General features: G+C 38.8%; 17 protein-coding genes and 1 riboswitch. Of the genes, 2 read left to right on the top strand and 15 right to left on the bottom strand.

The window, feature by feature from the left end; genetic code table 11:
• Positions 1 to 75 precede the first annotated feature (75 nt).
• Entirely contained in the window at positions 76 to 609 is a 534-nt protein-coding gene (locus tag CRO56_RS09005; RefSeq protein ID WP_097158275.1) for a hypothetical protein, read from the top strand.
• 189 nt (positions 610 to 798) lie between these two features.
• Here the strand turns inward: CRO56_RS09005 and CRO56_RS09000 are convergent, their stop codons facing one another.
• The 3 genes from CRO56_RS09000 to thiT all read right to left on the bottom strand — a co-directional run bounded on the left by CRO56_RS09000 (position 799) and on the right by thiT (position 5,982).
• On the bottom strand, positions 799 to 2,817 hold the full coding sequence (locus CRO56_RS09000; protein WP_097158274.1) for an ABC transporter ATP-binding protein: 2,019 nt from the start codon (positions 2,815 to 2,817) through the stop codon (positions 799 to 801).
• Positions 2,814 to 4,574: an ABC transporter ATP-binding protein gene (locus tag CRO56_RS08995; RefSeq protein ID WP_097158273.1), complete on the bottom strand. Its 1,761-nt coding sequence runs from the start codon at positions 4,572 to 4,574 to the stop codon at positions 2,814 to 2,816. Before CRO56_RS08995 ends, CRO56_RS09000 begins: the two co-directional genes overlap by 4 nt.
• An 802-nt stretch (positions 4,575 to 5,376) precedes the next feature.
• Entirely contained in the window at positions 5,377 to 5,982 is a 606-nt protein-coding gene (thiT, locus tag CRO56_RS08990) for an energy-coupled thiamine transporter ThiT (protein ID WP_097158272.1), read from the bottom strand.
• Positions 5,983 to 6,069: 87 nt separating this feature from the next.
• Positions 6,070 to 6,171, bottom strand: a riboswitch (TPP riboswitch).
• 135 nt (positions 6,172 to 6,306) lie between these two features.
• On the opposite strand from thiT, the gene CRO56_RS08985 reads away from it, so the two are divergent.
• Complete coding sequence (locus CRO56_RS08985; protein WP_097158271.1) at positions 6,307 to 7,428, top strand: histidine kinase N-terminal domain-containing protein; 1,122 nt, start codon at positions 6,307 to 6,309, stop codon at positions 7,426 to 7,428.
• Between the two features lie 37 nt (positions 7,429 to 7,465).
• Here CRO56_RS08985 and CRO56_RS08980 read toward each other — a convergent pair whose 3' ends face one another.
• From CRO56_RS08980 to CRO56_RS08925, 12 genes are all read right to left on the bottom strand, one after another.
• A complete protein-coding gene (locus tag CRO56_RS08980) occupies positions 7,466 to 8,392 on the bottom strand; it encodes a glycerophosphodiester phosphodiesterase family protein (RefSeq protein ID WP_097158270.1) in 927 nt (308 codons plus the stop codon).
• A 99-nt stretch (positions 8,393 to 8,491) separates the two neighbouring features.
• Complete coding sequence (locus CRO56_RS08975; protein ID WP_179714224.1) at positions 8,492 to 8,665, bottom strand: twin-arginine translocase TatA/TatE family subunit; 174 nt, start codon at positions 8,663 to 8,665, stop codon at positions 8,492 to 8,494.
• A 91-nt stretch (positions 8,666 to 8,756) separates the two neighbouring features.
• Positions 8,757 to 9,737 (bottom strand): ComEC/Rec2 family competence protein, encoded by a 981-nt coding sequence (locus CRO56_RS08970; protein ID WP_097158268.1) that lies wholly within the window; start codon positions 9,735 to 9,737, stop codon positions 8,757 to 8,759.
• A gap of 141 nt (positions 9,738 to 9,878) precedes the next feature.
• Complete coding sequence (locus CRO56_RS08965; protein WP_097158267.1) at positions 9,879 to 10,253, bottom strand: hypothetical protein; 375 nt, start codon at positions 10,251 to 10,253, stop codon at positions 9,879 to 9,881.
• A gap of 19 nt (positions 10,254 to 10,272) precedes the next feature.
• On the bottom strand, positions 10,273 to 11,301 hold the full coding sequence (gene splB, locus CRO56_RS08960; protein ID WP_097158266.1) for a spore photoproduct lyase: 1,029 nt from the start codon (positions 11,299 to 11,301) through the stop codon (positions 10,273 to 10,275).
• Positions 11,302 to 11,316: 15 nt separating this feature from the next.
• The gene (locus CRO56_RS08955; RefSeq protein WP_097158265.1) at positions 11,317 to 11,553 is read right to left on the bottom strand and encodes a transcriptional regulator SplA domain-containing protein; all 237 of its coding nucleotides are present in this window, start codon (positions 11,551 to 11,553) and stop codon (positions 11,317 to 11,319) included.
• A 53-nt stretch (positions 11,554 to 11,606) separates the two neighbouring features.
• Positions 11,607 to 12,086, bottom strand: a complete 480-nt coding sequence (locus CRO56_RS08950) for a YusW family protein (protein ID WP_179714223.1) — start codon at positions 12,084 to 12,086, stop codon at positions 11,607 to 11,609.
• A 133-nt stretch (positions 12,087 to 12,219) separates the two neighbouring features.
• Complete coding sequence (gene arsC, locus CRO56_RS08945; protein WP_097158263.1) at positions 12,220 to 12,639, bottom strand: arsenate reductase (thioredoxin); 420 nt, start codon at positions 12,637 to 12,639, stop codon at positions 12,220 to 12,222.
• Between the two features lie 16 nt (positions 12,640 to 12,655).
• Positions 12,656 to 13,954 carry an arsenic transporter gene (locus tag CRO56_RS08940; protein ID WP_097158262.1) on the bottom strand — a complete coding sequence of 433 codons (1,299 nt, stop codon included), beginning with the start codon at positions 13,952 to 13,954 and terminating at the stop codon, positions 12,656 to 12,658.
• Positions 13,955 to 13,969: 15 nt separating this feature from the next.
• Entirely contained in the window at positions 13,970 to 14,317 is a 348-nt protein-coding gene (locus CRO56_RS08935) for an ArsR/SmtB family transcription factor (RefSeq protein ID WP_245855725.1), read from the bottom strand.
• 101 nt (positions 14,318 to 14,418) lie between these two features.
• Complete coding sequence (locus tag CRO56_RS08930) at positions 14,419 to 17,535, bottom strand: MMPL family transporter (RefSeq protein ID WP_097158261.1); 3,117 nt, start codon at positions 17,533 to 17,535, stop codon at positions 14,419 to 14,421.
• Complete coding sequence (locus tag CRO56_RS08925; protein WP_097158260.1) at positions 17,532 to 17,993, bottom strand: MarR family winged helix-turn-helix transcriptional regulator; 462 nt, start codon at positions 17,991 to 17,993, stop codon at positions 17,532 to 17,534. The genes CRO56_RS08930 and CRO56_RS08925 overlap by 4 nt, the downstream gene beginning before the upstream one ends.
• Between the last annotated feature and the right edge of the window lie 58 nt (positions 17,994 to 18,051).

The following is an 18,051-nucleotide window of genomic DNA, read 5'->3' as shown; positions in this document are numbered from 1 at the left end:
TGCTAGCGGAAGGTGCACGGATGCTTGAGAGTATGCTGCCAAAATATTTGACTGGATTTTTGCGAGATTTGGGCTTTGAGAATCCTTATAAAAGACATTCTGCTGGCTTTTGGCTGGATTTGGGCTTTGAAAATCCTTGTAAAAGACATTTCGCTGGCTTTTTGTTTAATTTTGGCTTTAAAAACCCTTGTAAAAGACATTCTGCTGGCTTATGGCTGGATTTGGGCTTTGAGAGCGCTTGTAAAAGACATTTGGCTGGCTTTTTGTTTAATTTGGGCTTTGAGAGCGCTTGTAAAAGACATTCTGCTGGCTTTTTGTTTAATTTGGGCTTTGAGAACGCTTATAAAAGACATTTCGCTGGCTTTCTGTTTAATTTGGGCTTTGAGAACGCTTGTAAAAGACATTCTGCTGGCTTTTTGTTTAATTTGGGCTTTGAGAACGCTTGTAAAAGACATTCTGCTGGCTTTTGGCTGGATTTGGGCTTTGAGAACCCTTATAAAGGACATTTCGCTGGCTTTTTGTTTAATTTGGGCTTTGAGAACGCTTGTAAAAGACATTCTGCTGGCTTTTGGCTGGATTTGGGCTTTTAGAACAGACTATTTGCACTAGGATGAAGGACATTTCAATTACTATTCCTCACTATTGTGTCCTTCATCCACCTTATAATCGACACTTCACTGCTCCGCCTCCTGCTTTTATCCTTCATTCCCCTTATAATCGACACTTCCACCGCAGTAAAACTAAATCAAAATTTAAAAAAGCCGAATTCTTCCAGATGAAAGAATTCGGCCTTCCATGTTACACTGCCAGCGAGCTTTTTCCACCCTTTTGCAGCTGGTACATTTGGTAATACTTCCCGCCATTGTTCATCAGCTGCTCATGATTTCCTCTTTCAACAATTTGACCTCTGTCTAACACGAGAATCAGGTCAGCATTTTTGATAGTGGAGAGTCGGTGCGCAATGATAAAGGTGGTCCTTCCTTTTTTAAGCACATCCATCGCCTTTTGAATCACCGCTTCAGTTTCCGTATCAATATTAGAAGTCGCCTCATCTAACACTAATATGGCAGGATCAAACGCGAGTGCGCGGGCAAAGCTAATTAGCTGCCGCTGACCGGAAGATAAAGTACTTCCTTTTTCAATAACAGGTTCATCTAATCCTTTTTCCAGATGCTTTAGGATTTGATCTCCCCCTACCGCTTTCAGGGCCATTTCCATCTGCTTACGGGTAATTTTGTCGTCATCCATACTAATATTAGATGCAATCGTCCCTGTAAATAAAAATGGATCCTGAAGAACGATGGCCATATGTTTTCGTAAGGCTTGTTTTGGAAGATCTTTAACATCTTTTCCGTCTATTTTAATAGCTCCTTTTTGACTATCATAATAGCGAAACAGCAAATTGAGAATGGAGCTTTTTCCTGAGCCGGTATGACCCACCAGGGCAACGGTTTGACCCGGTTTTGCTTCAAAGTCAATATCCTTTAAGACATAGTCCTCCTCTTTATAAGCGAAAGAAACCTGTTCAAATTGAACATGGCCTTTAAGCCGCGGAATCTCTTCATCACTCACCGGAGTCCCTTCTTCATCCATCAGCTGAAACACCCGCTCCCCAGCTACTAATGCCTGTTCTAAATTAGCTAACTGGTTCACAATCCCGTTTACTGGTTCAAAAAGCCGTGTGATATAATCAACGATCGCATACAAGACTCCGAGTGAAACCACGGTTCCGATCCCTAATGACTGTCCTCCGAAATACCAGATGAATGCAACAAACACGATATTTCTCAACATCCATGTCAAATTATGCCCGGTTAAAGAGTTGAGATTTAACAATTTATTTTGGTATTGAAAGTGTTCATCATTCAATGCTTCGAATTCTTGTTTCATCTCTTTTTCTCTTCTAAAGGCTTGAATGATTGACATCCCTTGAATCGATTCATTTAACATCCCATTAATTTCACTTACTTTTGAGCGAATGACATGGTTGTAGACAGAAGCGTATTTTCGATAAAGCTTCATCCAAATGAATAGAATCGGCACTAATAGCAAGCACCAGGCTGCTAGTGTTGGATCTAAGATGAAGAGCCCGATAAATACCCCAATAATATAGATGATACTGGTAAAGAAGTTTGCCAAAACCGCGACATAGAGCTCCCGAATTGCTTCGGTATCGTTTGTGATTCGGGACACTACTTTACCAGCTGGCAAATTATCAAAATACTGAATCGGCAAGCGTGAAATATGCTGAAACACATCATTTCGCATCTTTTGAATAATCCGATTAGCGGCTTTTTGAAGGTAAAACCGCTGACCATATTGGAAGAATGAAGCAAAGACAAGAAGTCCGAAATAAGCACTGATTAAAATCATTATTTTGGGAACCTCCGGCTGGTAAAAAGCCATCACTTCCCTTGTGTTTAATTTCGTTCCTGAATACTCCCTTGTTACATCTCCGTTTGAGATTGTTAGAATTCCATCTGCAAATGTCCGTTTCCCGTCAAATTCAATCTCTGAGGGAACAAAAATAAAATCTTTTTGAATTTGAAGAATCCGGGCAGGAGACCCTTTCTCTTCTCCTTCTTCAAAATAGGCTCCTCGCTTATAAAAAGTCCCATTATAGTTTACAGCCTCTTCCCCTTGAGTCGTTTCATACCAAGGAGATTCAATTCCAATAATATGATCATCAATCAATTTTTTCGCAATAAATGGTCCCATTAGCTCAGCACCAACTGAAACTGATAGCATTACCAACGCGAAAATAATCATCATTTTAAACTTTAATGCATACTGTACTAGTCTTTTACCTGTACTCATTGGTTATCACCCCCGCCCACAGCACTTTCAAGCTGCTGGTGCAAATATTGTTCGTGATACCATCCATCTTTTATCTTCATAAGGATTTCATGAGTTCCTTCTTCTGCAATCTTCCCATCATCCAGGACAATGATCCAATCGGCATGCTGGACTGCTGATAAACGATGGGTCGTGATGATCGTGGTTTTCCCCGAACGTTCCCTGCGTATATTCTCAATAATTCTAGACTCTGTCTTCGCATCAACGGCTGACAATGAGTCGTCTAAGATTAAAATTTCCGGGTCTTTAATTAATGCCCGCGCAATCGAAATCCGCTGCTTTTGCCCGCCAGATAATGCTACCCCTTTTTCCCCTACAAGCGTTTCTAAGCCCTCTGGCAGAAACTGAATATCCTGGTCAAAGGCGGCTAATTCGATGGCTTTTCTTAACTCTTCCTCTGTTGCTTCAGGCTTTCCGAATAAGATATTTTCTCTTACTGTTTTGGAAAATAACGTATGATCCTGAGGAACATACCCAACAAAGTCTCGAACTTGCTCAATCGTTTGCTGTTCGATTGGAATTCCTGAAATGGTAAGTTCTCCCTCACCTTTTGGATAATATTTTAGTAATTGTTTAACAAAAGTCGTCTTCCCGCTTCCCGTTTTCCCTACAATCCCTAATGTTTCCCCGCGATTGAAATGGACTTTGACCTGATCGAGGTTTTGAACATTAGAAGTTGGGTACTGGAACGAAACCCGATTAAAATCCACGTTTTCTGGCTTAGATACAGAAATTGGCTTTTCAACATCTGTAATATCTGGCTCGTAAGAAAGCGTATTTTGCAGACGGTCAAGTGATGCACTTCCCCGCTGCATAACATTGATGAGCTCTCCGACTGCAAACATCGGCCAAATCATCATTCCTAAATACACGTTAAAGGTTACAAGATCTCCTAGTGAAATCGTTTGTTGAAAAACTAAATAGGAACCGTATCCTAAACCAATCAGATAACTGATCCCGACTAATACTTTGATGATCGGTCCAAATAAAGAATCGATTTTAGCGACAGCCAGGTTTTTCTCATACACGTCTTCCGTCATCTGATTAAACCTGGCTTCATCTGCTCTTTCCTGCACATATGCACGAATGACACGGACTCCTGAAACAGATTCCAGCACCCTGTTATTCATTTCACCAAATCTGTCTTGCGCAACCGTGAAACGTTTATGAATTTTTTCTCCTAAAATCTTAATAACATACGCCATAATAGGTAATGGTATAATGGCTGCAAAAGTCAGCTTCCAGCTAATCAGTATCCCCATGGCAAATAAAACAGTAATCATGAAAATACTGCTGTCCATCAGAGTTAATATCCCAAATCCTGCGGTGGTCGAAATTGCTTTCAGATCATTCGTTCCACGCGCCATTAAGTCACCGGTTCTATATTTTTCATAAAAAACCGGTGTCATTTTTAACAAATGATTCATAAATTTAGATCTTAATTTTCTTTCAACTACAAAGGCTCCCCCAAATAGTTTATTAACCCAAACATACGTCAAACTATAGGAAGCAACAGCAATCCCTATCAATCCAAGAATGTATATTAGAATTAATTCATTTGTTAATATGCCTTGATGAATATCATCAATCGCCATACCGACCAATCTTGCTGGCATGATATCGATGACCCCGACAATCGCCAAGAAGATTAATGCAATGGTATACCGCTTCCATTCTTCTTTAAAAAACCATGATAATTGTTTAAACACCTTAAACATACATTCTACCCACTCTCTTTTTCTTTAGTACTAGCCGCTCTCTGGATCTCCATTGTAAAATCCTTGTTTACCGCTGATTTGAATCATGACAATTCCTCCTTATTTTTTTCTTAAAGCTTGATTTATCTGAAAAACGGGAGATGCCCGCTATTCATTTAAAAAAAACAAAAAAAGGCATACCGCACCTGTTGTACGGCATACCTTTTTTTATTCATACCGAGACCTATACAGATTGCAGCAAAAGGCCACAACCTAGGGTCCTAAAAGTATCGAAAAAGAATGTTACGATCTATAAACGGAGCCAGGCTGCGCCATCATATTTAATTTTTGCAAACCGCCAATGAATGAAGAATTGATTAAAATCATGACACAACAGCTCCTTTCTTTTACATTTTTTTCATTTGCTATGTAAGATTACCATCGTTTCCAAATAGAGTCAACAAAAAAATTAGAAAATTTTTTATCGACAATATTCTGGGAGTGACAGGCACCCTACTCTTTTTCTATTTCCTTTTTTAAGGCTTCCATATACATATAAACAATTTGTTTGATTTTATCGTCAGCTCCTAATATATCTAGATGGAGCAGGCATTTCTTGATAGTGGGATGAACACAGGGTATATTTGAATTGTTCATATTATTCACCTCTAGCTCACTTAGATAATATAATGATACGATAAAGGTGAGAAGTTTCTGGGGTTATTACCTAACTGTAAAGAAAAATTATACAATTTTAATGAATCGTTATATAGATAAAAAGGACTCTCTTGCTCACCCTGAGCAATGAAGAGTCCTTTTGTTTTTAAACTGTTTTACTTAAAGAAAGATCTTTTCTCATCATTTGATTAGGTGCTGTTAATAACAGCAGATACACGATTACAGCTGTAAGGATGATCGATGGGATCATATATCCGCCGTTGTAAGTTATTGAATATAACCAAACTGGCTGTCCTTCTGGTGCCCACTGCGCAAAGAACGTGACTCCAGAAATAAAATGGACGAAATAGCGCAACAAACCGCCAATTACCGTTCCCGCAATCGAATAAGCCAGTAGCTTTCCTTTATCTCCATTCATTAATGCTTTCTGAACTGGTTTCGCGAAAAGGCCAGCAAACCCGACCATTGCAAACGCTAGTGAATAATCAAAAATAATTTGAAGAAAATATAAAATCGTTGCAAAGCCATTCACTAATTGAATCGAACCTAATAAAAATCCAGTCAATAATCCGCCTTTCAATCCCCACCTAAAAGCCATTAACACAACAGGAACCATCGCAATCGAAATCGATCCTCCCTGCGGCCATATACTTTTCATAAGAATACCAGAAAGATAATCTAGCAAAAATGCAATTGCGGTAAAGATGGCCACCTCTACAATAAATAGAGTGTTGGCTGATCTTGCTTCCATAAAAAAATCCCCTTTCTTTTTTTCGAGGGGGAGTGAACGAACCATTTCCCATTAAAAAAAGCAATGCAAAGAGCACTGCACGCTGGACGAAATGGTAAACCACATCCCTACGCTAGTACTAACTAACAGGTTCAAAGGGTCTGAACAAAGTTCACTCTCAGCCTTAAACAGGCTCCCCTTGTGGAAAAATTAATATTTTATTTTCTCATTTATTATAGGAAATGGCTAAAAAAAAAGCAATGAAAACCTTTTAATTTTAGCAGGAAACTAGGAATAAGTTCTAGAAATTGTATAAGAATACGTTTGGCAGAAGGGGAAATGGGGATGTTTGCAACTAAGCTTCACATTCATGATTATTTGGAATCCTATAAATTTTCTTTACTTGAAAGTTGGAGCAAGAAAATTATAGTTTCTCCAAATGATCCCTATCAGGGAAATATATTAAAAAATGGCGAGATGATGTATTCAATTATCCAGAAGGCAATTATGATACCTTACGAGGAAATGAAGCCACACATCGAATTGTTAGCTAAAAGGGTGGCTGAAGAAAGAGTTGCCTCAGAAATCAATATTGGCGAGTTTGTTTATAACGTTAGCATAGGGAGAAGTGAAATTTTTCATCAATTATACAAGCTCGATTTCAAAGATAAACATTCGTTTTTACAAGAAATCTTTGACAATATCAATCTATGTTTTGATTGGTTTTTATACTGCGCTGTCAGCCATTATGATGAACTGAAGGATAAAATTATTGAAGAAAAAAAAAGCTTTATTAATCAATCTCATAAAGATCGGTTAACTTTGCTTGGTCAAATGACTTCAAGTTTTATTCATGAATTTCGTAATCCGCTAACATCGATTCAAGGCTTTGTGCAATTACTGCGTTCCGATCATCCGACTGTCCCTTATCTTGATATTATTGCAGGAGAAATTGAACAATTAAACTTTCGGATATCTCAATTTCTGCTTCTATCTAAAAAAGAATTGATTGGAAAAGAAAAAGGAAAAATTGATCTGCAGCTTTTAATCGAAGAAATCCTTTCTTTTTTATATCCAAGTCTATTAGGCGCTAAAGTAGAGGTATTTAAACAATTACAAATAGATACTTACATTTATGGTTACCAGGATGAACTTCGGCAAGTCTTTATGAACATACTATTTAATGCGATTGATGTGCTGCAAAACTACCGTCCTGACCCTAAAATTTATATTCAATCCTATACATATGATAATCAAGTGATTGTAAAACTTTCAAACAATGGACCTGCTATTCCTCCTGCCTTACTCCAAACAATTTTTGAACCGTTTGTCACTACAAAACAGTTAGGGACTGGCCTGGGTTTATTTGTTTGCAAAGAAATCATTGAAAAACATAAAGGTGTACTAGAGTGCATCTCAAATTTGGAGGAAACTACTTTTAAAATGACCTTCCCGATCCATCCATGAAAAAAAATTGGAGGACAGAATTTCTCTCTGTCCTCCTTTACTTTTCAGATAAAACCTCGAGCAGCAAATCTGGCCGATCTGTTATAATCCCGTCAGCTCCACGTTCTATTAGCATTTCCATCGTCTCTCTGTCATTAATAGTCCAATAATAGATTTTCATTCCCCGCCGGTGGGCATTTTCTAAAACATACTTCTTTGTTAAATCAAGCTCTCCCTCCCTTAGCGGAAGCTGAAAGCCATGAACTTTTGGTCTGTATAGCGGCTGAATGGACAGCATGCTTGAAATGACGAAAGACTTTACCTCTTCTCTCCCCCCTCCTAGTGCTACTTGATGCCCGCTCAAAACTTTAAAAGAATCGACAATATTTTGATCAAATGAGACAACCAGTATTTGATCCTCCATCCCGTATGTGTGGATCAGTTGCCAAAGCTTTTGCACGGTTTCATCCATTCTTTCTGGAGGATTATCATCTTTTATCTCGATCATCATGTATTGATCTGGAAAGGCTTCAAATATTTCTTGTACAGTCGGAATCGTTACTCCTTTTCCCCGATAGACATAGTTCCCGTTTTCATCTTGAAAGGTAAAGCCCGCATCTAATTCCTTTAGCTCTTCTAGTGTAAAGGAATCTACCTTCCCTGTACCGTTGGTGGTTCGGTCAACAGTTGCATCATGAATGGCAACCAAATGGCCGTCCTTTGTTATATGGACATCAAATTCAAGCACATCTGCTCCCAATCGGTCAGCCTGCTCAAATGCAGCCATTGTGTTGGATGGAGCTAAATGTGCTCCTCCCTGATGTGCGATCACCAACGGCTTATCCGTCTTAAGAAAGGGGTGAGGATCTGCTTTTTGTCCGGGCAAAGCAAGAAGTATTACAATAAAGCCGATCAGGACGAACAAAGATAGCTTTAGAATCCTTCCACTTGTGCTTTTTTTTCTTTCATATACGACATTCCCCATTGGCTCAGGTCTCCTTACATCAATTGATTGTGTACCCATTATAGCAAGTCTCACTGTTTGTATATACAAAAAAAATACGACTCCCCTATTGGGAAATCGTTATTGTTTTCCTTTATCAGTATCTTCCATGATTTCTCTCATACCGCGTCGAAATTCGTGGATCGTTTTACCAGCTGCTCGGCCGAGACTAGGTAATTTTGATGGTCCAAAAATTAATAACCCTACAATTAATATAACAATCGCTTCGCCAAATCCTAAATTCACTACTAGCATCTCCTAGTGTTAAAGTTTTGATTATCTATACTATTATATAAAATCTGGCACGGGAGGAAAAGAGTCAAGCTAAGATACCTCTGCTGAATGATTAGCTTGGAGGAATGTGTCTCATTTTATCAGTTGGAGGACTATTATATTCAGTCATTATTTTCAAGGTTTCCCCATCGGTCTGGAGATGAACGGTTCCATAAATATCAGTAGGAAGAACGGAGACACCCAATATCTCGTACCTTCTTAAGATCGACAAGCTTTGCAACACATTGGCATTCATGATTACATATTCCGGAGATACCTGTCGGATAAAATTCGTTGATGAAGAAGTTCTCCCTCCGTGATGCGGAGCTTCCACTACTGTCGCCTTTAATTCATCCCCATACGATGCAATCAGTTTTTCTTCCTGTTCATCATATATATCGCCTGTAAATAAAAAGCTATGGTTTCCATATTCCAATTTTAAAACAAGAGAGAGATTATTAATATCTGCTACAGAATAGCTGCCATCTAACGTTTTTAATTGGTTTTCCGAAGGATTTAACACTTTTATAGTTAAAGAATTTCCTAATTTTATAGATTGGTTGGCATAAAGGAACTCATAAGGAATCGCATGCTCCCCTATTTTTTCTATCCACTCCTGGTAAATGTCAGATACATGATCGACATTAGGCATATAAAATTGCCTTATTTTATCCTCATCCAGTAATCGCAAATAGCCGCCAATATGATCATGGTGAGGATGGGTAGCAATAGCTGCATCAATCTTTTCAATTCCTAAATGATTTAAATAACCGGATAAAAGGGAAGAGGATTCTGTAATCCCTGCATCAATTAATACGGAGTAGCCTTCTGGGGTATAAATTAGCATAGAGGAACCTGATTTTTGAACATAATCTAGATAAAAATAGTAGATGTGAAGCGTTTTTCCATCGCTTTCAAGCGGGGTATATAACTGTTCATTTGAATCAATATCAGCTTGAACAGTAATAGAATCATTTTGATGAAGGATTGTGGTATACAATAAAATGATGATGAAGATAACAATAGATGGATAAAAGTAAAGTTTGCTTTTCAAAAGACACTCCCCCTTTCTCTATTTTATTCAAGAAGAGGGTCATTTGTCCTATATTTTTTACAAAATCTTTTGAAAATTTATAAAAAACTGCAAAATAGGACAAAAAAAGTCAGTCCCCTAGTAATTAGGGAGCTGACCTGATTAAGAATCTCCTTCTTTCACATGATTGATCACGTCATCTAGCGAATTAAACAACCGCGTAGGATTCCATTCTCCCTTCCCATTTTCTGCGGTAAAGACAGGGAATTCTACTTCAGTAACATCAACAAATAAGGGATCACCTGTATCTAAGTTATATCCGATGACATACCAATCATCTTGCCAGTCTCCCTCTTCGTCTCCAAGGATCGAGTTCCAATCCGCATCTACCCGGTAACCGATTTGACCCTCTTTAAATTCTTCTCTTCCATAAAGATGAGCATGAATAGGGGCTTGGCCATCCTGATTTATTTCGACATCCTTAAATTCTACTGTTTCAATGATTTTCACTACGGCATCCAGTTCTTCTGGTTCCATATTATTCACCACTCTTTTTTTATGTAAAATACTCTATTTTTGCATCAGGAAAGTATTTTTCAACATATTTACTTAAAGTATGCTCAATTTCTTCTTGTTCATCATTTTGGTAAACATATTTTCCGATCCCATACCGCCCCCATTTATATTTGCGTTTTTCTTCATCCAGTTCAAGCTTAGTCATCGGATAATTTTGCTGTATGACACGCTTGGCTGGCTTGGTAAACCGGTGCTGGATCAGTTCAAATGTGATATCCTTTCTCGTCTCTTTTGGCAATGCTTCATCGAGTTTTTTAAATAACTCTTTGTAGCCTTCCTTCCACCCCTCATGCAAATAAATAGGGGCTACAATAAATCCTAGAGGATATCCCGCTTGTGCCACTTTTACGGCAGCTTCTATTCTTTTAGCTAACGGGGAAGTACCCGGTTCAAAATATTTAATAACATAATCCGCATTGATACTGAAACGAAAACGGGTTTTCCCGTTATGTTTGGCATCTAACAAATGATCGACATGATGAAATTTCGTAACAAAGCGAAGCTTCCCGTATTCACTGTTTCCAAAGTACTCAATCGCTCTTTTTAACGTGTGTGTTAAATGATCAATTCCAACTATATCGGATGTACAGGCTGCTTCAAACCGGGTAATCTCCGGTGCCCGTTCCTGCATATATTTTTCCGCCTGCTCTAAGATTTCTTCCACATTGACATAAGTACGGATATACGGTTTACTTCCCATCGTGGTTTGCAGGTAGCAATAATGACAATGTCCCATACATCCGGTAGCAAACGGGATCGCATATTCGGCAGAAGGCTTAGATGTATCAAATTTTAAAGTTCTTCGAATTCCCACCACCAACGTTGATTTAGCATTCCGATACCTTTGAAAATGAGTGTCTCCAGGTATATTACGAACCTGGTTATGTGAAGTTGTGTATCGGATCTCAAGCCCCATATCCTCAAATTTTTCTTTGAGTTCCTTTCCTAAAGGATACTCAAGAGCTTGGGGTTCAAAATAAACCAGTTGGGGTACAAACGGCTTAAGCATACATATCCCCTACTCTCAGCCAAAATAATCCTGGTACGCTTCTTCTGCTTCTTCTCTTGTTTTAAAGATAGCAAGCTCATTTGTAACCGGATAAAACGTATCAAAAATAAAGAGGGCCAACTGATTTGGCTGATACGGATCGTTTACAATAGCTGCCTCCTGAATGGTTGCTACACTTTGGGTATGCGGGTTTCGATACATAACGTATACAACTTGGCCTGGATGATAATCTTCTGGTAAAGAGGTTTCCATTTTTCACCCTTCTTTCTTGTTTCATTATGTCTCGAACATGGCAAAAACTTGTGCTATTTTACTTTGGAATATAATTCCTGCGCCTCATCATGGAATCGTTTAAACACTTTTTCTTCTCCATCCATAAACCGAACCTTAACCTCGACAAGACGAAAGTCGTTACGAATTGGGAATTGCTCAAACAGGCGGGTCATAAGCTGATTAGCACTAGTTTCTTTTGTTAAAGAAAGAGCGGTTAATTTTGGCTTTAATAATTGAAACGCCTCCTCACCATCGAGATCAACATTTTCGTCATGGTCTGAATATTTGGCAAATACTTCATCTTCGATAAAGCGGTATTGTGCCAAAAGCTTATCATCGATCCCATGATATTTCACATCCAGTTCAAAAAAAGAATAGTGAAAAGGATTTTGTCCTACCAGAATGCCTTCCTGTTCATTCGTAATAGGCGGAGGAGGATTGACAGTCTCGTTTGGACCCTCACAGCTCGTGGCCACTAGCAAAAGGAATAATAGTGGCAGGAATTTCGGCAAAAATATCACCTCTTTTACATACTTTTACATATTTGCATGGAATCTATGTATGAAGCGGCAATATTTTTGTGCGGGGAAAACATAGGGACGGTTCTTGTGTTTATGAAACGCGAGAACCATCCCTATGCTGCATTTATTCACCTGTCTTTGCGAACCTCTCAATTCGCTCTCCAATTTCATCACGGACTCTTTGGAAGACCTGCCATTTTTCTTCTTCCGTTCCTTCAGCTTTAGCTGGGTCATCAAAGCCCCAGTGAACTCTTTTTACATGAGGCGGTGTCAAAGGACATTTGTCAGCTGCATCGCCACAGAGGGTCACTACTAAATCAGCATGATTTAATATGTCCATATCAATTAAATCTGAAGTCTGATCTGAGATATCAATTCCGACTTCATTCATAGCTTTTACTGCATTTGGGTTTAGACCATGCGCTTCAATCCCTGCACTCTTAACCTGCCATTCTTCCCCTAGTAACTTTTTCCCCCAGCCTTCAGCCATTTGACTTCTGCATGAGTTACCGGTACAGAGAAAATAAATCGACTTTTTCTTCATTTTTCTTAACTCTCCTTTAAGATAAGATTACAAGCCAAATATATAAACCAGTTAACGTTATAAGCAGGGTTGGAATCGTTAAAATAATACCAACTCTAAAATAGTAGCCCCATGTGATTTTCACACCTTTTTGACTCAATACATGAAGCCAGAGCAGGGTTGCTAATGATCCGATTGGCGTGATTTTTGGCCCTAAATCTGATCCAATCACGTTGGCGTAAATTAATGCCTCTCTTACGGCTCCAGTGGTATTTGTTTCACTGATTGCCAGTGCATCAATCATAACGGTAGGCATATTATTCATAAGTGATGAAAGGATCGCAGCGATGAACCCCATTCCGATTGTTGCTGCATATAGACCTTGCTCGGATACAGCCTGTATCAAATCTGCTAATACACTCGTTAACCCAACATTCCTAAGTCCATATACAACGACATACATCCCAATTGAGAAGAAAACAATATTCCATGGAGCCCCTTTTACTATGGTCCCAATATCAACAGCTGAACTTCTCTTTGATATTAATAAAAATAATATCGCTATCGCACCAGCTATGAAAGAAACAGGAATCTCAATAATCTCACTAGTGAAGTAGCCGATTAACAATACAGCTAAGACAAACCACGAGATTTTAAATAGTCTCAGATCACGAATGGCTTCTGTTGGCTTTTTTAGATGCTCTATCTCATACGTTTTGGGAATGAATTTTCTAAAAAACAAATATAAGACCAGAATGCTGGCTGACAAACTAAAGAGGTTAGGTACAGCCATATGAATAGCATATTCCAAAAAGCCAATACCAAAAACATCAGCTGAAACAATATTCACTAAGTTACTCACTATAAACGGAAGCGAAGTAGTATCTGCGATAAATCCGCTCGCCATGACAAAGGGTAAAATCATAATTTCCCTTAGCTTTAACGCCCGCACCATCGCTAGTACAATCGGTGTTAAAATGAGCGCGGCACCATCGTTTGCAAATAAAGCTGCAACAATTGCCCCTAACAGAGTGACTAGGATAAACATTTTGAGCCCATTCCCACCGGCAATACGAGCCATGTGCAAGGCAGCCCATTCAAAAAATCCAATTTCATCTAAAATTAGGGAAATAATAATTAGAGCGACAAATGTTAACGTTGCATTCCATACCATGTCGGTAACTTCCAGAACGTCCTGAAATGATACCACGTTAACTAACAGTGCAAGAATAGCGCCTCCACAGGCAGTCCAACCGATCCCTAATCCTTTTGGCTGCCAAATAATCAGGATAAGTGTAACTAAAAATATGATGGAGGCGAGGATGGTCTCAATCATTTCTGTAAATCCTCCCTAGCAACAAGAAATCCTTTTTCCGCTTTTTTCTAATTCGACTAATTTTTCTTTTTGACTTGGTAAATGGGTGAGAATAGGAAGAATAATATCCATTAACTCATGATCATGATTTAAAGAATAAAAAATCCACTGCCCCTTTCTTCGTTCTTTGATTAGGCCAGCATCCTTTAGCTTTCTAATATGCTGACTGATCGCAGGCTGGCTCATTTGAAGGAGTTCGACAAATTCACAAACACAACACTCGTCTTCAGACAATGTTTTAACCATGGTCAGCCTTGTTGAATCCCCAAGTAATTTAAGGATGATTGCAGCTTGGTCAATGCTTACTGTTCTTTCACTTTCCAACTCTTTCACCTCCAAATCATCTATTATTATATAATAATATACTTATATGAAACAAGGGGACGGTTCTTGCGTTTCAGAAACGCAAGAACCGTCCCTCTGTTTCAGTTTATAAACGGCCACCAGTTCGCTTTCCCGAATGTTTTAACCATTACAGGGACAAGCAACGGCAATACAATGACTGCATATAGAATTAATCCCGTTAAAGTAATCGTAGCAATTTCTAATAAGGATAGGACTCCTGATGGCATCATTGCAGCAAAGGTTCCACCTAAAATAATGGCAGCTGAAATGATGACTGTTCCCATTTTTCTCATCGCAAGCAGCAGCGCTTCTTCAACGGACATTCCTCTATTTTCATTAAAACGGTCCATTAAGAAAATACTATAGTCAATTCCCAATGCAATTAAAATAACAAAGCCAAAGAACGGAACTGCCCAGCTAATGCCTGTATATCCTAAAATATTTACGAATACTACTTCGGTAATGGCCATCGATGTAAAATACGTAAAAATAAGCGAGCCAATTAAATAAACCGGCATAATGAAAGATTTTAACAAGATTACTAAGACAAGGAATATCCCGGCCAGCATAAGGACTACTGTCCGAGTGTAATCAGCATCAGAAACCTCATTTAAATCGGCTTGACTGCTTGAAACACCGCCAATTGCGACCTCTGCATTTTCTAGCTTTGTATCTTTCGTTACTGTCTTAATTGTACTTTCTACTGTTTCAATTTGATTGATGGCTTCATTTGAATACGGATTGACACCAAAGACAACATCAAAAGTGACTACTTTTCGGTTATTTGACATATACGCATCAAGGGATTCTTCAAACTCTTCACTATTTAATACCTCTTCAGGAATATAAACTGATGTAATTTGATCATTTGATGCGATACCAGTTAAATAGTCTTGTGCCGAACCTAACCCGCTCGCAACTTGATTTAAGCCATCTACACTCATGTCCAGTCCATTGGTTAACTCGGACATTTGACTGCCTAGATTAGAAAAGCCGTCAAGGATTTGTTGCTGTCCTCCGTTAATGCCAGTTAGGCCCTCTGTAAAGGCAGGTAATTGATCAACGATTTGCTCCTGACCATCCGCCGCTGCCTCCAGCCCTGTATTTAATTCTTCTATACCAGCGATAACCTCATTCATTCCGGATACCAGCTGTTCATTTCCGTTATTGATTGTTTGGAAAGATCGGTTTGCCTCGTTAATGCCGCCGCTAACACCAGCGAGAGCTCCATTCAGCTGATTTAGCCCTGCAGAGAGCTGGCTGGATTGGTCTTTAGCGGTTAGAACTATGGTTTTCAACTGATTATAATCAGGATCTTGAGCAATCCCTTCATAGTTTGACTCTAAACTAGTAAAATATTGATCTATATTTACTAAACTATTAGAAAGAGCAGATAGTCCTTCTCCTATGCCTTGATACTGTTCTTCAAGAGCCGTTAATCCTTCTTCAATATCTTCATAACCGGCAAGCAGAGTTTTACTTCCTTCCAAAAGCTCTTCTGCGCTTGCTTTAATTTCTTCTAACCCTTGTTTAATTTCATTAGAACCGATTGCTCCTGAACGAAGACCTTGTTCAATATCACCTAAGTGATTTTGAAGCTGCTCCATACCTGCTTTCAGCTCATTCGTACCTGAAATGAGCTCTTCAATTCCATTCGTTGCTTCAACAAGATCTGGTTCTGAACCAGATAATTGGCTTGTTGCTTCATCTAAGCCTTCACTAATTTCCTGAATTCCTTTGTTCCCTTCTTCAAGGCCGTTGCCGAGCACTTCTGCTTGATTGGACACGTATAAATCCTCAATTGGTTCTCCTGTTGGTCTCGTTACTGACCGAACCTTTTCAACATAATCGATTTTTTCCAGTTCTCTGCTCATTTCCTCAATTAAGCCGATGTATTCATTTGAGTTCATAGCCTCATCATTTTTGATCACAACCTGAGTCGCCATTGATTCACCAGGTCCAAAGCTGTCCGCAATTATATTAAATGCTTTTACTGATGCCACGTCCTCCGGCATCTCTTCTAGCGAGTTGAAGGAAAGGTCTCCATCATATGCTAATAAAAACGGAACCGCAACAGCCGCAACTAATATTAATGAAATGAGGGGACGTCTTAAAGAGAAGTTTCCTGCTGCCCCCCAGATTTTGCTTTCTTTATGTTCAAGGCTGCCTTTCGCCGGCCAAAATAGCTTTTTTCCTAAAATAGCCATAAAAAATGGAACAATGGTGAACAGTGCGACCAAAAGAACCAATACGCCGATTGCTACAGCTGCTGCTGATTGATAAAGTTTGAAAGTTGATAGACCAATAGTTGAGAAGCCTACTAGGACGGCTAATCCGCTAAAAAGGACCGTTCTCCCTGCATTTCGATACGTAGTAATAATCGCTTCAGATATATCCTCATTATGAGCCAATTCCTCTTTAAACCGGCTCAGTAATAAAATACAGTAGTCAGTCCCAATACCAAATAAAATGGCCACTAAGAAAATTTGTGTAAAGGTTGAAAGCGGAAAATCAACTGTATCTACTAAAAAAGCAACAATAGATTGAGAGACTAAATAAGAGAATCCTACCGTAATAAGAGGGATGAACGGTGTGACCGCTGATCGGAATACGAGCAGCAATACAACTAAAATAAAGACGACCGTAATCCCCTCGGTTTTCTTAAGTCCCTCCTGTGAATTCGTCACTAAATCTTCATTAATCATCCATTCACTTGTGTAATCGTGATCGACTTCGACAGAATCAATCGTGTCATAAAGGGCCTCTGATACCTCTTTCAGCTCCTTGCCCTCCATATTAATTTCAATTGAAGCTAAAATTGTTTTTCCATCTTTTGAAACTAATTCACTTTCCAAACTTTCGTTCGTAAAATGGGTCAAAATATTGGTAATGCCTATTTGATTAGCATGGTCATTTAGTAATTGAATCGCTCGTTCTGCTTCTTCTATTTCTTTTGCTGTCAATTTTTCTTCACTATGAAAAGCTAAAGCAACCTGAGATGTTTCTCCGCTTCCCTCATCTTCCTGCACTTCTGCAAGAATTTGCTGTGCTGTTGTTGATTGCATCCCGTCTGGAACAGCAATTTGACCTTTTTCCCGTACAAGATCCGCCATGTTTGGTGAAGTAACAAATAAAAGGAATGTAACAGAAATCCACGCAATGATGACAAACCATTTTCCCTTTAAAATGGCTCTCATTTCAATTCCCCTTTCTCTTGGATGTTAGTTATAACTTGTAAAAGTTTTTCATAGGTTTGAATAAAAGCGGCAATCTCTTCATCGTTAAATTGGGTAATAATGCTTTTTAACAGCTTTTGTACCTTCTGCTGTGTCTGTGAAAAAAGCTCATTCCCTTTTTCAGTCAAAGTAAGATAGACTACCCGACGATCTTCAGGATCCCTCGTTCTTTTAATCAGTTCCCTGTTCGTCAATCTGGTTATGATGGCAGTAATTGCACTTTTGTTTACATCAAATGCTTCTGCCAATTCTGTAGATGTACACTTTCCAGCATTATGGATATAGCGAAGAATATAGTGCTGATCGTAAGTTAGGTCAGCTCCAATTGCATTGTTTATTAACGCTTCTGCCTTATTGGTTACTTGAAACGAGACAGATACATAGCGATCGATTAACTCCATAGTTTGGTTTTTTTCCATGTATCAATCACCTTTCTTGAATTTAGTTAAACTGTTGAACTATTAACGTGTTTAACTA

Origin of the sequence: Bacillus oleivorans, from assembly GCF_900207585.1 — a bacterium.
Lineage (GTDB): Bacteria > Bacillota > Bacilli > Bacillales > JC228 > Bacillus_BF > Bacillus_BF oleivorans.
The sequence above is the reverse complement of the archived record's forward strand: the minus strand, read 5'-3'. Positions and strand labels throughout refer to the sequence as shown.